The organism is Trujillonella humicola (genome assembly GCF_046233715.1).
GTDB lineage: Bacteria > Actinomycetota > Actinomycetes > Mycobacteriales > Geodermatophilaceae > Trujillonella > Trujillonella humicola.
Map to the genome: position 1 here is coordinate 112850 of NZ_JBJNRJ010000001.1, position 14514 is coordinate 127363.

Annotated in this window: 15 protein-coding genes; 8 read left to right on the plus strand and 7 right to left on the minus strand. The window is 74.9% G+C overall.

What is annotated here, in order from left to right:
- Positions 1 to 58: 58 nt before the first annotated feature.
- From fbaA to ACK586_RS00575, 3 genes are all read left to right on the plus strand, one after another.
- The gene (gene fbaA, locus ACK586_RS00565) at positions 59 to 1093 is read left to right on the plus strand and encodes a class II fructose-bisphosphate aldolase (protein WP_409328511.1); all 1035 of its coding nucleotides are present in this window, start codon (positions 59 to 61) and stop codon (positions 1091 to 1093) included.
- Complete coding sequence (locus ACK586_RS00570; protein ID WP_409328512.1) at positions 1090 to 1512, plus strand: DUF3151 domain-containing protein; 423 nt, start codon at positions 1090 to 1092, stop codon at positions 1510 to 1512. Before fbaA ends, ACK586_RS00570 begins: the two co-directional genes overlap by 4 nt.
- Positions 1513 to 1612: 100 nt before the next feature.
- Complete coding sequence (locus ACK586_RS00575) at positions 1613 to 1756, plus strand: GPGG-motif small membrane protein (RefSeq protein WP_409328513.1); 144 nt, start codon at positions 1613 to 1615, stop codon at positions 1754 to 1756.
- A 132-nt stretch (positions 1757 to 1888) separates the two neighbouring features.
- On the opposite strand, the gene ACK586_RS00580 is transcribed toward ACK586_RS00575, so the two are convergent.
- From ACK586_RS00580 to ACK586_RS00600, 5 genes are all read right to left on the minus strand, one after another.
- Positions 1889 to 2242, minus strand: a complete 354-nt coding sequence (locus tag ACK586_RS00580) for a hypothetical protein (RefSeq protein ID WP_409328514.1) — start codon at positions 2240 to 2242, stop codon at positions 1889 to 1891.
- 5 nt (positions 2243 to 2247) lie between these two features.
- Positions 2248 to 2880 (minus strand): type IV toxin-antitoxin system AbiEi family antitoxin domain-containing protein, encoded by a 633-nt coding sequence (locus ACK586_RS00585; protein WP_409328515.1) that lies wholly within the window; start codon positions 2878 to 2880, stop codon positions 2248 to 2250.
- 196 nt (positions 2881 to 3076) lie between these two features.
- Positions 3077 to 3904: an ATP-binding cassette domain-containing protein gene (locus ACK586_RS00590; protein ID WP_409328516.1), complete on the minus strand. Its 828-nt coding sequence runs from the start codon at positions 3902 to 3904 to the stop codon at positions 3077 to 3079.
- A complete protein-coding gene (locus tag ACK586_RS00595; RefSeq protein WP_409328517.1) occupies positions 3901 to 4959 on the minus strand; it encodes an ABC transporter permease in 1059 nt (352 codons plus the stop codon). The genes ACK586_RS00590 and ACK586_RS00595 overlap by 4 nt, the downstream gene beginning before the upstream one ends.
- 104 nt (positions 4960 to 5063) lie before the next feature.
- A complete protein-coding gene (locus ACK586_RS00600; protein ID WP_409328518.1) occupies positions 5064 to 5699 on the minus strand; it encodes a hypothetical protein in 636 nt (211 codons plus the stop codon).
- 65 nt (positions 5700 to 5764) lie between these two features.
- On the opposite strand from ACK586_RS00600, the gene ACK586_RS00605 reads away from it, so the two are divergent.
- The gene (locus ACK586_RS00605) at positions 5765 to 7054 is read left to right on the plus strand and encodes an adenylosuccinate synthase (RefSeq protein WP_409328519.1); all 1290 of its coding nucleotides are present in this window, start codon (positions 5765 to 5767) and stop codon (positions 7052 to 7054) included.
- 43 nt (positions 7055 to 7097) lie between these two features.
- Here the strand turns inward: ACK586_RS00605 and ACK586_RS00610 are convergent, their stop codons facing one another.
- Positions 7098 to 8129 carry a glycerophosphodiester phosphodiesterase family protein gene (locus tag ACK586_RS00610; RefSeq protein ID WP_409328520.1) on the minus strand — a complete coding sequence of 344 codons (1032 nt, stop codon included), beginning with the start codon at positions 8127 to 8129 and terminating at the stop codon, positions 7098 to 7100.
- Positions 8130 to 8358: 229 nt separating this feature from the next.
- Between ACK586_RS00610 and rsgA the strand changes: the two genes are divergently transcribed.
- Both rsgA and purD read left to right on the plus strand, forming a co-directional pair.
- A complete protein-coding gene (rsgA, locus tag ACK586_RS00615) occupies positions 8359 to 9381 on the plus strand; it encodes a ribosome small subunit-dependent GTPase A (protein WP_409328521.1) in 1023 nt (340 codons plus the stop codon).
- A 35-nt stretch (positions 9382 to 9416) separates the two neighbouring features.
- Positions 9417 to 10688 carry a phosphoribosylamine--glycine ligase gene (gene purD / locus ACK586_RS00620; RefSeq protein WP_409328522.1) on the plus strand — a complete coding sequence of 424 codons (1272 nt, stop codon included), beginning with the start codon at positions 9417 to 9419 and terminating at the stop codon, positions 10686 to 10688.
- A 15-nt stretch (positions 10689 to 10703) separates the two neighbouring features.
- Here the strand turns inward: purD and ACK586_RS00625 are convergent, their stop codons facing one another.
- On the minus strand, positions 10704 to 12107 hold the full coding sequence (locus ACK586_RS00625) for an AI-2E family transporter (RefSeq protein WP_409328523.1): 1404 nt from the start codon (positions 12105 to 12107) through the stop codon (positions 10704 to 10706).
- A gap of 103 nt (positions 12108 to 12210) precedes the next feature.
- On the opposite strand from ACK586_RS00625, the gene purB reads away from it, so the two are divergent.
- The gene (purB, locus tag ACK586_RS00630) at positions 12211 to 13518 is read left to right on the plus strand and encodes an adenylosuccinate lyase (RefSeq protein WP_409328524.1); all 1308 of its coding nucleotides are present in this window, start codon (positions 12211 to 12213) and stop codon (positions 13516 to 13518) included.
- Positions 13518 to 14378, plus strand: a complete 861-nt coding sequence (locus ACK586_RS00635; RefSeq protein ID WP_409328525.1) for a phosphoribosylaminoimidazolesuccinocarboxamide synthase — start codon at positions 13518 to 13520, stop codon at positions 14376 to 14378. The genes purB and ACK586_RS00635 overlap by 1 nt, the downstream gene beginning before the upstream one ends.
- Positions 14379 to 14514: the final 136 nt, after the last annotated feature.

A 14514-nucleotide genomic window follows, 5' to 3' on the forward strand; every position in this document is an offset into this window, starting at 1 on the left:
GTGAGCGGGATACTGACCCGAGACGAGTGCGCAGTCGACGACGACAGGAGTGCCCCGCATGCCCATCGCGACCCCTGAGGTCTACGCCGACATGATCAGCCGGGCGAAGGAGGGCGGCTTCGCCTACCCGGCCATCAACTGCACCTCCTCGGAGACGATCAACGCGGCCCTGCGCGGGTTCGCCGACGCCGGCAGCGACGGGATCATCCAGTTCTCCACCGGGGGCGCCGAGTTCGGCTCGGGCACCCGGGTCAAGGACATGGTCACCGGCGCCGTGGCGCTCGCGGAGTTCGCCCACGTCGTCGCCGAGAAGTACCCGGTCAACGTGGCGCTGCACACCGACCACTGCCCCAAGGACAAGCTGGACTCCTACGTCCGCCCGCTCATCGCGCTGTCGCAGGACCGCGTCGACGCCGGCCAGGCCCCGCTGTTCCAGTCGCACATGTGGGACGGCTCGGCGGTCGACCTCGACGAGAACCTGTCCATCGCGGAGGAGCTGATCGCCCGGTGCGCCTCGGCCAAGATCGTGCTGGAGATCGAGATCGGCGTCGTCGGCGGTGAGGAGGACGGCGTCAGCCACGACATCAACGACAAGCTCTACACCGCCCCCGGCGACTACGTCGCCACCGCCAAGGCGCTGGGCCTCGGCGAGAAGGGCGTGTACCTGCTGGCCGCCACCTTCGGGAACGTCCACGGCGTCTACAAGCCCGGCAACGTCAAGCTGCGCCCGGAGATCCTCAAGCAGGGCCAGGAGGTCGTCACCGCCGAGCTGGGCCTGCCCGAGGGCAGCAAGCCGTTCAACTTCGTCTTCCACGGCGGTTCGGGCTCGCTGCAGGAGGAGATCCGCGAGGCGCTGTCCTACGGCGTGGTGAAGATGAACGTCGACACCGACACCCAGTACGCCTTCACCCGCCCGATCGCCGGGCACATGTTCACCAACTACGACGGCGTGCTGAAGGTCGACGGCGAGGTCGGCAACAAGAAGACCTACGACCCGCGCAGCTACCTCAAGGCGGCCGAGACGCACATGGCCGCCCGCGTCGTCCAGGCGTGCGAGGACCTGCTGTCGGCCGGCCAGTCCACGAGCGCATGACGCACTCCCACCTCAACCTGCTGGGCGAGCCGCCGGCGACCCTGCTGCCGGGCAACCCCGAGGCCGACCGCGAGCTGGCCGAGGGGGTCCCGGCCGCCGAGGTGGCCGCCCACCACCCGACGCACAGCGCCGCGTGGGCGGCGCTGGCCGAGGCGGCGATCGACTCCCCCGAGCGGCAGCTGCGCGACACGATCGAGGCCTACGCCTACGCCCGCACCGGCTACCACCGCGGGCTGGACGCGCTGCGCCGCAACGGCTGGAAGGGCTTCGGCCCGGTGCCGTGGGCGCACGAACCCAACCGCGGCTTCCTGCGCTGCGTCACGGTGCTGGCCCGGGCGGCCGAGGCGATCGGGGAGGCCGACGAGCACGACCGCTGCACCCAGCTGCTGCGCGACTGCGATCCCAGCCTCGCCCCCTAGGTCTCACCCTCCGTCATCTCGGCAGGCGGAACGGCTGGTCCGCCGTCACACTGCGTGTCCCAGGTGTCGTCCCGGCACCCCGACGCGAAGTGGGTGGGTCATGGCAACACTGCTCTGGATCCTCGCCGTCGTCCTCGTGATCGCCGGCATCGTCGCGATCGTGCGCGGTCAGCTCCTGTGGGGCATCGTGCTGATCGTGGTGGGGCTGCTGGTCGGCCCGGGCGGGGTGAGCATCTTCGCCTGAGCGGGCCGCCGGGCCGGGGTGGTGTCCCCGGCCCGGCGGCGTGCTCAGGACGCCGTCACCGTGCAGTGCTGCTGTCAGGTGGCACGGCGACGGCAGCGCTGTGGAGTGACGGCGGATGGCGCCGGCCGGCGATCAGCCGGTCCGCCGGAACCGTCGCGCGGAGGACACGTCGAAGCGCCGGGTGCCTGGGAGCGGATGGGCCAGCATCGCCTCCCGCCGCGCGAGAGCCGCCGGCCACCCGCGCCCCAGATCCGCGTCGGCGACCCGCCAGAAGCGGACACCGGCAGCGGTGAGCACCTCGGCTCGGCGCTTCTCCCGCCAGTGGGCCTCCTCGGTCGTGCGGCCGCGCCACGGGTCCCGGTACTCGACCCGGCCGTCGCACTCCATCGCGACGCCCGCGTCGGGCCACCACCCGTCGACCTCAGCGGTGACCCCGTCGGCGGTCAGGGTCACCTGCAGCCGCGGCTCTGGGACGCCGTCCGCCACGAGCCTCAGGCGGGTGCGGGTCTCCAGCGGGGACTCGGCGCCGTCGCGAGCCAGGTCCCGGACGCGGCGGGCAGCGGCGGCTCGCGCCATCCGACGACATCATCCACGGCAGTCCGGAGCTGGGCGGCGGTCAACCGGTCCTGCCACCGGGCGGCGTCGGCGACCACCACAGCGGCTTCGAGCGGCCAGGTGCGCGCCACGTCCGTGACGGTGCGGGCCAGCGACGTCACCGGCAGACCGGAGACCAGCTCGGTGGAGCTCGCCGGCAACGGCGCGCACGTCGCCTCGTAGCCAGATCCCCGCCGGTGCTGGTGGGGATCGGTCAGCGTCACGCACCCCTGCATGCTGCGGGGCGTCGGCAGGCCGTGGAGCACAGCGGCGGAGTAGCCGCTCAGGACCGTCGAGGGCCGATCCAGGGTGAGCAGCACGGCGGTCGCGTCGATCCGGTGCCGCGCGCCGGCCGACGCGGCGGCGGCCAGGGCGGATGCGGAGATGTGGGCACCTCGGCGCAGCCGCACCCACTCGCCGCGCGACACGAGGGTGCGCACCTCGCCGTCGCCGAACCCGGCTCGTCGCAGGTCCTGGGAACTGACGACGCCGTGCTGCCGGCCGGCCGCGGCGTCCAGGAGGAGATGCACGGGCACGACCCTGCTGCGCTCGGTCGCTGCGGCGGTCCCCTCTCCCGGATCTGTGGACAGCGGCAGTCCGTCCCCGACCACCCGCCGGTGTGCGGCTCCGCTCGCTGTCACGGTGCAGTGATGTCGGCAGGGCGTGGGGCGACGACACAGGTGGACGCTGACGGCGACGGCCGCAGCGGAGCCGGACAGCCGCGCGTCAGCGGTCGCCGAGCTCGGGGTGGGTCCGCCGGATCGTCGCCGTGAGCGCGGTCAGCTCGTCGTCGCCGGCCATGAGACGGGTCAGGCTGTCGGCGTCGACGTCCTCGCGGGTCAGGTGGCCGGCCACCTGACCGCTGGCGAGCAGCAGGAAGCTGTCGCCGACCAGGTGGGCGTAGCGCGGGTTGGCGGTGACGACGACGACCGCGAGCCCGCCGGCCCGCGCCGCGAGCAGCACCTGCCCCGCCTGGGTGGCCCCGGCCACGCTGCGGGGCGCGGTGGGCTCGTCGACCACGAGGGCGCGGGATCCGAAGTGCAGGGCGCGGGCGATCGCCAGCCCCTGGCGCTCCCCGGGACGCAGGGTGCTCGCCGGCCGGTCCGGGTCGACCCCGCCGAGCCCGACCCGCTCCAGCGCGCGCACGGCGGTGGCGCGCGCCGCGGCGACGTCGAGCCGGCGCAACGGCCACACGCCCACCGTGGGCTCGACCCCCATCGTGACGTTCCGCCACACCGACAGCAGCGGGGCGACGGCGAGGTCGTTCCAGACCGTCGCGATCCCGGCCGCCCGGGCGTCGCGCGGGGAGCGGAACCGTGCCGGCCGGCCGTCGAGCAGCAGCTCTCCCTCGTCGGGCCGGGTCAGGCCGGAGAGCACCGAGACCAGCGTCGACTTGCCCGAGCCGTTCTCCCCGAGGACGCACGTGATCGTGCCGGGCGCGAACGCCGCGCCGACCCGGGACAGCGCCGCGACGCTGCCGTACCGGACGGTCACCCGGCGCAGCTCCAGTGCCGCGGTGGTCCCGGCCGGCTCGGGCCGCACGGGGTCGCTCACGAGCGGGGCACCGAACGCAGCCGGGTGCGGACGGCGCCGCTGGCGAGGAGGGCCACCAGCAGCAGCACGCCGAGGAAGGCCTGGAACCACAGCGGGTCCCAGCCGGCGAGCGTGACCCCGAAGCGGACGACGGCGTAGAGCAGCGCGCCGACCGCGGTGCCGACGACGGACCCGTAGCCGCCGGTGAGCAGGCAGCCACCGATCACCGCGACGACGATGAACTCGACCGCCGGCATGAGCGAGGCATCGGCTTCGGCGCTCCCGATCCGCACGAGGGCCAGCGTGCCCACCAGCCAGCCGGCCGCCGCGGTGCTGCAGAAGAGGGCCACCGTGGTGCGCCGGACCGGGACACCGAGCTCCCGGGCGGCGCGCCGGGCCCCGCCCACGGCGAAGACGGCGTTGCCGAACCGGGTCCGCCACAGCGCCCAGGCCGCCAGCGCGGTGAGCGCCAGCCACCACAGGACCGACACGTGGAACGTCGCGCGGTCCCACTGCCAGGTGGCGTCGAAGACCGTGCGCGCCGAGGACCACCCCGGGGAGCGGTCCAGCCCCTGCAGCACCGTCGTCCCGGCGATCGCGCGGGTCCCGGCGAGCGCCACTCCCTGCAGGACGAGGTGAGCGGCCAGGGTGACCAGGAAGCTCGGCAGTCCTGTGCGCGCCACGAGCCACCCGTTGACCAGCCCCACGAGCAGGGAGGCGGCCAGCGAGGCCCCGAGCGCCGGCCAGATGCCCCAGCCCGCCTGGGTGACGAGCAGGCCGGTGCACAGCGCGCTGGCGCCGGCGACCATCCCGATCGACAGGTCGAAGTGGCCGGAGATCAGCAGCAGCCCGACGGCGAGGGCCCCGATGCCCAGCGGGGCCGCGCTGTTCAGCACGCCGGCCAGGCCTGCCACGCTGACCAGGCCCGGCGCCTGCAGCGCGAAGAAGACGGTGGCCGCGACCAGGCCGATCCAGGCGGCCGTGCTGGGCCGGGCCAGCGTCCGGTCGAGCAGGCGCCGGGGCGGGGTCCTGCTCCCCGCGGCCGGCCCGAATCCGGGCAGCGGACCGGCGGTCACGGGCGCGGGCGGCGGGACGACGGCAGCGGAGCCTCCTCGACTGCGGGGAGAAGGCACCAGTGTCCACGACCGCCGCTGGCCGCCACCGGGCCGGTCCGGCGCGGTCAGGGCTGCAGCCGCCAGCGGACGCGGTCGTCGGAGAACCAGGTCCACCGGGTGACCGGCCGGGGGTAGGGGACGCCGTCGCGGGTGACCCGGGCGGGATCGCAGGCGATCTGCAGGGCCCGGCCGCGGGTCAGGCTCGCCGGGCGCATCGGCAGCGTGGTGACCACGACGCGCATGGTGTCCACCGCCCGCCAGTCGGGTCGGGCGGTGATCCGCGTGATCATCCCGTCGGCCACCTTCGCGTCGTCGTGGTGGGCCTGGGCGCCGAAGCGGTGCCGGCGGAACATCCGGCCGGGGCGGCCGTCGTCGGCGTCCCCGGCCGGCTCGACCCGGCCGGAGTGCAGCAGGACGCCGCCGTGGTCGTCCCGGACCAGCGTCATCACCCGCTCGGGGCCGCCGGTGCCGATGCCCAGGTCGCGCGCCAGCCCGCGGGAGAGCTTGTCGTCGGCCGGGTCCCAGGAGACGACGACGTCGGCGGTGCGGGAGGCGGCGTTCAGCGCGGCCAGCACGCCGGCGAGGGCCGGGACCGGGCCGCGGACGAGCAGCGACGGCGCCTCCGGTGCGCCCGCGACGGCGGCGGAGGCGGGCGCCTCGTCGGGGGCGAGACCGCGCAGGTCCAACTCGAGCGGGGGCATGCGATTACCCTGCCACTGCCAGGCCGGTCATCACCGGTTCCGCAGTGTGAGGGGATCTACGAGCGATGCCGGCTGTCGTGCTGATCGGTGCCCAGTGGGGCGACGAGGGCAAGGGCAAGGCGACCGACCTGCTCGGTGGCCGCGTGCCCTACGTGGTCCGCTACCAGGGCGGCAACAACGCCGGCCACACGGTGATCACGCCGGACGGCGAGCGGTACGCGCTGCACCTGATCCCCTCGGGGATCCTCACGCCGGGCTGCACCCCGGTCATCGGGAACGGCGTCGTGGTCGACCCCGAGGTGCTGATCCGGGAGCTGACGGGACTGGAGGAGCGCGGGGTCGACACCTCGCGGCTGGTGATCTCCGCCGACGCGCACTTGATCATGCCCCACCACCGTGCCCTCGACAAGGTCACCGAGCGGTTCCTGGGCAAGCGGAAGATCGGCACCACCGGGCGCGGCATCGGGCCGGCGTACGGCGACAAGGTCGCCCGCACCGGCATCCGCGTGGCCGACCTGCTCGACCTGTCGATCCTGCGCCAGAAGCTCGAGGGCACGCTGCAGGAGAAGAACCAGGTCCTGGTCAAGGTCTACAACCGCCGGGCCATCGACGTCGACGAGGTCGTCGAGGAGTACGCGGGCTACGCCGAGCAGCTCAAGCAGCGGATCGCCGACACCCGGCTGATGCTCGGCCGGGCGCTGGACGCCGGCGAGTGGGTGCTGCTGGAGGGGTCGCAGGGGACCCTGCTGGACGTCGACCACGGCACGTATCCGTTCGTCACGTCGTCCAACCCGACCGCCGGCGGCGCGGCCGTGGGCAGCGGCATCGGACCCACCCGGATCTCCCGGGTGGTCGGCATCCTCAAGGCGTACACCACGCGCGTGGGCTCGGGCCCGTTCCCCACCGAGCTGTTCGACGCCAACGGGGAGTACCTGCGCAAGCACGGCGGCGAGGTCGGCGTGACCACCGGGCGGGATCGCCGCTGCGGCTGGTTCGACGCCGTCATCGCGCGGTACGCCAGCCGGGTCAACGGCATCACCGACTACTTCCTCACCAAGCTCGACGTCCTGTCCGGGCTGGAGACGGTGCCGATCTGCGTGGCCTACGAGATCGACGGCGTCCGGCACGACGAGATGCCGATGACGCAGACCGACTTCCACCACGCGACGCCGGTCTACGAGGAGATGCCGGGCTGGTTCGAGGACATCCGGCACTGCCGGAGCTTCGACGAGCTGCCGGCGAACGCGCGGGCCTACGTGCGCCGGGTGGAGGAGCTGGCCGGGGCGCGGGTGAGCGTGATCGGTGTCGGGCCCGGCCGCGACGAGAACGTCGTCCTGCACGACCTCATCGGCTGAGCGGAGTGCGGGAAGCGAGGAAACCTCGCCTCCTGCACTCCGCTCAGGCGGCGGCGGGGACCGCGGCGATCTCCTCGCGGACGGCGACGGCGACCTCGGGGGAGTCGGTGATCAGGCCGTCGACGCCCAGCCCGAGCAGCAGACGCGCCTCGCCGGCGGCGTCGCCGGGAGCGGCCGGGTCGTCGCCGAGCTGCAGGTGCCGCGGCAGGAAGAGGTTCTCGGCCCGCAGCGTCCACGGGACCACCGCCAGGCCGGCCTGGTGCGCCCGGGCGACGAGGTCGGTCACGCCGGTCAGGTACCCCTCGGCGTCGCGCGGCAGGATCCGGTGCCGGCTGGGCGCGATGCCCTGCGCGTAGGTGGAGATCCCGCGCAGCCCGGCGTTGGTGAGCAGCTGGTCGTCGTCGGGCACGTCGTCGACGAGCTGGTACATCGTCGGCCCGTCGTCCCCGAGCAGCGCGCGCAGGGCGCGCAGCCCGGGCGCGTCGAAGGACTGCACGATCACCGTGCCGTCGGGGGAGACGGCGTCCAGCCGGCGCAGCTCGGCGGCCACGAGCTCGGTCATGGGGAGGCCCTGCCCGGCTGACCAGGTCGGCTTCTTCAGCTCGGCCAGCACGCGGATCGGCCGCAGGGGGGTCGACCGGCGGCGGGCGATCTCGACGACCTCGGCCAGCGTGAGGATGCCGAACCGCCGGTCGTACGCGGTGTTGAGCGGGCGCATGTCCGGCATGCGCTCCATCGCCCGCAGCGTGCGGAGCTCGGCGAGGGTCAGGTCCTCGGCGAACCAGCCGGTGCGCTCCTTGTCCCCCACCACCCGGGTCGTGCGGCGGTCGGCGAACTCGGGTCGGACCGAGATGTCGGTGGTCCGGGAGAGCTCGTTCTCGTGGCGGACGACGAGCGCGCCGTCCCTGCTGACCACGACGTCGGGCTCGATCAGGTCGGCGCCGAGGTCGATGGCGAGCTCGTAGCTCGCGGCGGTGTGCTCCGGGCGGTAGGCCGGGGCGCCGCGGTGGCCGACGATCACGGGACGGGGGAAGCGGGTCGCAGGACTGGTTGCCTGCGACACGGTCGCGTGCATGACCCAAGGACACCCCACCCAGGTGGACGCGCGGCGAACGCCGCGCGGCGTTTCCCGCACGATTCGGCGGACGCGCTGGTCACGGCGCCGACCCACGGGGCGCGTGTGACGAAAGTCGCGTGTGGGCCCGGCCGTGCCCCCGTGCCGGCCCGCGGGAGCCGGACCTCGACCGGGCCCCGGGTGGAAATCCGGACGACAACGGCGGTGCGCCGGTCCACCATCGGGCGGCGTGGACGACCTCGCGCTGCTCGGATGGGACGACGCCCGGGCCGCCGACCTGCCCGCCGGCACCCGGCCGGCGCGGGTGGCCCGGATCGACCGCGGTCTGCTGACCGTGCTCGCGGCCGGCGGCGAACGGCGGGCGCACCCGGCGCCCGCGCTGCACGAGGGCACCGGCCCGGCGGTGGGCGACTGGGTGGCCCTGCGAGGCGACCTCGCGGTCGCGGTGCTGCCGCGGCGGACGGCGTTCGTGCGCACCGCGGCCGGCCGGACGTCCGCGCCCCAGGTCGTCGCCGCCGACCTGGACACGGTGCTGGTGGTCGATGCGCTGGACGGGCCCGTCCGGCTGCGGCGGATCGAGCGCTACCTCGCGGTGGCGTGGGGCAGCGGCGCCGAGCCGGTCGTCGTCCTCACCAAGGCCGACCTGTGCGACGACGTCCCGGCCGCCGTCGGCGAGGTCGCCGCGGCCGTCCTGGGGGTGGAGGTCGTCGCGGTGAGCGCGGTGACCGGTGCCGGCGTGGAGGCGGTCGGCGCGCTGCTGGGCCCGGGCCGGACGGGGGCGCTGGTCGGGCCCTCCGGCGTCGGGAAGTCCAGCCTGGTGAACGCGCTGGCCGGGGAGCCGCTCGTGGCGACCGGGGCGGTGCGCGCGGCCGACCGCCGCGGCCGGCACACGACGACGGCCCGGGAGCTGCACCGGCTGCCCAGTGGCGGGCTGCTGGTCGACACCCCCGGCATGCGCGAGCTCGCCCTGGCCGACGACGAGGGGGTCGACACCGCCTACGCCGACGTCGCCGAGCTGGCGCTCTCCTGCCGCTTCCGCGACTGCGGGCACCGCAGCGAACCGGGGTGCGCGGTCGTGGCCGCGGTCGAGGAGGGCCTCCTGGACGCCGGCCGGCTGTCCGGGTGGCGCAAGCTGCAGGCGGAGGCGCGCCGCCAGGCACTGCGGTCCGACGCCCGGGCCCGCGCCGCCGAGCACGCCCGGGTGCGGTCCCTGCACAAGGCCATGCGGGCGCAGCCCAACCGGCTGCGCTGACCGGCCGGCCACGCACCTCGGTAGGGTCGCCGTCCGTGCGCGTGCTCGTGATCGGCTCCGGTGCCCGGGAGCACGCCCTGTGCGTGGCTCTGCAGTCCGACCCCGCGGTGACCGCGCTGGGCTGCGCGCCGGGCAACGCGGGCACCCGCGCGATCGCCGAGCCGGCGGCGCTCGACGCGTCCGACCCCGTCGCGATCGCGGCGCTGGCCGCGGGCTGGCGCGCCGACCTCGTCGTGATCGGGCCCGAGGTGCCGCTGGTCGCCGGCGCCGCCGACGCCGTACGCGAGGCGGGCATCGCCTGCTTCGGCCCCTCGGCGCAGGCCGCGCAGCTGGAGGGCAGCAAGTTCTTCGCCAAGCACGTCATGGCGGCGGCGGGGGTGCCCACCGCCCGGTCGTGGCCCGTCGGCGGGCCGGCCGAGCTGCAGACGGCGCTCGACGAGGCCGGCGCGCTGGCGCCCGGGTCCCCGTACGTGGTGAAGGACGACGGCCTCGCGGCCGGCAAGGGCGTCGTCGTCACCGCCGACCGCGACGCCGCGCTCGCCCACGGGCGGGCGGTGCTGGAGGCCGGCGGCGCCGTCCTCGTGGAGGAGTACCTGGACGGCCCGGAGGTGTCGCTGTTCGCCGTCACCGACGGGACGACGGTGCTCCCGCTGCTGCCGGCCCAGGACCACAAGCGGCGCGACGACGGTGACGCCGGCCCCAACACCGGCGGCATGGGGGCCTACGCACCGCTGCCCTGGGCGCCGCCGGGCCTGGTGGAGGAGGTGCTGGACACGGTGCTGCAGCCGACCGTCGAGGAGATGGCCCGCCGCGGGGAGCGGTTCTCCGGGCTCCTGTACGCCGGTCTCGCGCTGACCTCCCGCGGCGTGCGCGTCGTCGAGTTCAACGCCCGCTTCGGGGATCCGGAGACGCAGGTCGTGCTGCCGCTGCTGGAGACGCCGCTGGCCGGGCTGCTGCACGCCGCTGCCACGGGCACGCTCGCGGGCCACCCGCCGCTGCGCTGGTCCGACGGCGCCGCGGTGACCGTCGTCGTCGCCGCCGAGGGGTACCCGGAGCGGCCGCGCACCGGGGACCCGGTCACCGGCGCCGACGCCGAGGGTGTGCTGCACGCCGGCACCGCGGTCGGCGCCGACGGGGCCGTCCGCTCGGCCGGCGGTCGCGTCCTCGCCGTCACCGCGACCGGATCGGACCTCGCCGCGGCCCGCCGGGCCGCCTACGAGCGGGTCGCCGGGGTGCGGCTGGCCGGCGCGCACTGGCGCAGCGACATCGCGCTGGCCGCGGTCGAGGGCCGCATCACCGTCCCGTAGCCCAGCCGTCGGCCGTCAGCCGCGGACGCCGACGGCCGGCCGGGCGCGGTCGGGCCGCGGCTCGGGCGGGCGGGGGCCCTCGTGCCGCCGCGCCAGGTAGGTGCCCGCGACGTTGGCGCAGGCGACCACCGGCACCGCGATGAGGGCGCCGAAGATCCCGGCGATGAGCAGGCCGGCCGCGATGGCGAGCACCACGGCCAGCGGGTGCACGTGCACCGCCCGGCCCAGCAGCAGGGGCTGCAGCACGTGCCCCTCCAGCTGCATCACCAGCACCACGATCGCCAGGGCGATCAGCGCCTTGATCGGGCCCACCGACACCAGCGCGACCAGCACCGCGACCGAGCCGGCGAGGAACGAGCCGATGATCGGGATGAACGCCCCGAGGAACACCAGCGCCGCCAGCGGGACGACCAGCGGCACGCCGAGGATCGCCAGGCCGATGCCGATGCCCACCGCGTCGACCAGGGCAACCACCACGGTCGCGCGGACGTAGGAGATCAGCGTCCGCCAGGCCCGGCGCGCGGCCTCGTCCAGGAAGGCGCGGGCGTCGCGGGGGAACAGCCCGACCATCCACAGCCAGATCGAGCGGCCGTCCTTGAGGAAGAAGAACAGCGTGAACAGCGCGAGGACGAAGCCGGTGAGGACCTCGCCCACCGTCACCGCGGTGTCGATGGCGCCGGAGGCGATCTGCTCCTGGTTGCCGGCGAAGAAGTCCTGCGCCTGCGCCAGTGCCTGGTCCAACTGGGTCTCGGTCACCGGGAAGGTGTCGACGACGAAGTTGCGCACCTGCTCGAGCCCCGCGGACACCTGCGCCGACAGGTCCTCGAAGCCGGCGAGGAACCGCTCGACGACCAGCGTGATGATGCCGGCGACGACACCCAGGCCGACCAGCAGCATGGCGAACGCCGCGAGCGCCCGCGGCCACCCGTGCCGGACCAGCGCGGCGGCGCCGGGCTGCAGCAGCGCGGCCAGGAGCAGCGCGACGATCACCGGGACCACGACGACGGCGACGTAGGCCGCGGCGTACAGCAGCACGTACCCGCCGACGAGGACCACGATCAACCGCCACGACCAGGAGGCAGCGGTCCGCAACGCGCTGGGCACGCTCGCCTCGCCCACCGGGCGCCGCGGCTGGGCCCGGCGGCGGGAGCCCCCGGCCGGCGGGCCGCTCACCCCGCCGGGGCCGATGGCGCCGTCCAGGTCCGGGGCACCGGGCTCGGGGCTGCCGAGCGGGGGACGGGTCGCGCCGGCGGGCGCATCCCCCTCCGCCAGGGGGACGTCGTACGCGTCGTCCTCGTCGTCCTGCACCAGGATGGAGCGGTCCTCGTCGCGCCGGTGCCACCCGTGCGGGTCGGCCTCGGCGGCGGCGCGGATCCGCGCGCGGGCCCGGTCGACCAGCGCATTCGCCCGTCGCAGCATGGTGTCCTCCCATCCGGCCGACAGGCGGCTCCATGATCACGTTAGCGCTGCGGAAGACTGTCGCCGTGCTGCGACGAGCTGACCGGATGCGGGCGGTACCCGCATGATCGACCGCTACACGCTCCCCGCCATGGGCCGGGTCTGGAGCGACGAGCACAAGTACGAGCTCTGGTGCCGGGTGGAGACCCTGGTCCTGGAGGCGCACGCCGCCGCCGGCCGGGTGCCGGCCGACGTCGTCGAGCCGGTGCGCAACGCGCCGCCGCCGAGCGCGGCCCGCGTCGCCGAGATCGAGGAGACGACGCAGCACGACGTCATCGCCTTCCTCTCCGCCTGGGCCGACAACACCGAGCCCCGCTCGGCCGCGGCCTACGTGCACCACGGCATGACGTCGTCGGACCTGCTCGACACCGCGCTGGCGGTGCAGCTCACCGAGGCCACCGACCTCCTGCTGGCCCGCATGGACCGCTTCGTGGCCGTCCTGCGCGACCACGCCCTGGCCCACCGGGAGACGATCAAGGTCGGCCGCACGCACGGCGTGCACGCCGAGCCGGACGTGTGGGGGCACCGGGTCGCCGACATCGCGTTCGCCGCCGCCCGGTCCCGCGACCGGCTGCGGGCGGCCCGCGACCGGGTGGGTGTCGTCGCCATCTCCGGCGCGGTGGGCACCTACTCGCTCATCGACCCCGCCGTGGAGACGGCGGTCGCCGAGGCGCTGGGGCTGACGGCGGCCGACGCCTCCACCCAGGTGGTGCTGCGCGACTCGATCAGCGAGTGGGTCGCGGCGCTGGCGATCATCGCGACCGTCTGCGAGACCGTCGCGCTCGAGGTCCGGCACGGCCAGCGCACCGAGGTGCGGGAGCTGTCGGAGGCGTTCGGCTCGGGCCAGAAGGGCTCCAGCGCGATGCCGCACAAGAAGAACCCCATCCGCTCGGAGCGGATCGCCGGGCTCGCGCGCGTGGTGCGCGCCGCCGTCGTCCCGGTGATGGAGGGGATCCCGCTGTGGCACGAGCGGGACATCTCGCACAGCTCGACCGAGCGGGTGTTCCTGCCCGACGCGGCGATCACCACCGACTACCTGCTGCACCTGACCACCGGTCTGGTGGAGAACCTCGTCGTCGACGTGCAGCGGATGCGCGACAACCTCGACCTGACCGGCGGGCTGATCTACACGTCCTCGGTGCTGCTGGAGGTCGTGGAGAGCGGGCTGTCCCGGGAGGACGCCTACGCGCTCGTGCAGGGCGCGGCCATGGAGACGTGGAACACCGGGACCCCGTTCCGCGAGACCCTGCGCGCCCGCGCCGGCACCGCAGGGGTCGCGCTCGACGAGGCGCGGCTGGACGAGATCTGCCGGCCCGAGCGCTACGTCGAGCAGCTCGGCCCGCTGTTCGACCGCGTCGCGGCGCTGAGCTGATGCTGGACCTGCCGCTCGTCGCCCGCGGCAAGGTGCGCGAGGTCTACGACGCCGGCTCCGACCGGCTGCTGCTCGTCGCCTCCGACCGCATCTCGGCCTACGACCACGTGCTGCCGACGCCGATCCCGGACAAGGGCCGGGTGCTCACGGCGCTGAGCGTGTGGTGGTTCGAGCAGCTGGCGCCGGTGCTGGCGCAGTCCGGTGCCGGGCACCACCTGGTGTCGGCGACGGACGTGCCCGCGGAGGTCGCGGGCCGGGCGATGCTCGTGCGGCGGCTGTCGATGCTGCCGGTCGAGTGCGTGGCCCGCGGCTACCTGTCCGGCTCGGGCACGGCGGAGTACGGCCGGACCGGCTCGATCCGCGACGTCGCCCTCCCCGCCGGGCTGGTCGAGGGCTCGCGGCTGCCCGAGCCGGTCTTCACGCCGTCCACCAAGGCCGAGCTGGGGGAGCACGACGAGGCGATCGACTTCGCCACCGTCGTCTCGCTGGTGGGTCCCGACCGGGCCGGGGAGCTGCGCGAGCTGACCCTGGCGCTGTACCGGCGGGGCGCGGAGATCGCGCTCGAGGCCGGGATCGTGCTGGCCGACACCAAGTTCGAGTTCGGGCTCTCCTCCGAGGGACGGCTGACCCTCGGCGACGAGGTGCTCACCCCCGACTCCTCGCGCTTCTGGCCGGCGATCACCTGGTCGCCCGGCGCCGTCCAGCCCTCCTACGACAAGCAGTTCGTGCGCGACTGGCTGACGTCGTCGGGATGGGACCGCGTCTCCCCTCCGCCGCAGCTCCCGGACGACGTGGTGGCCGCGACCCGCGAGCGCTACGTCACCGCCTACGAGAAGCTCACCGGCCGGCGCTTCGGCTGACTCCTTCGCTTCCACAGCGGTCGTCCGCGCCGAGTGCGACGAACTCGTGGTCATCGGCACCGCATGGCCACGAGTTCGTCGCACTCGGCAGGGCTGTGGACGACGCGAGCGGCATCAGGCCGCATCTCGGCAGGCT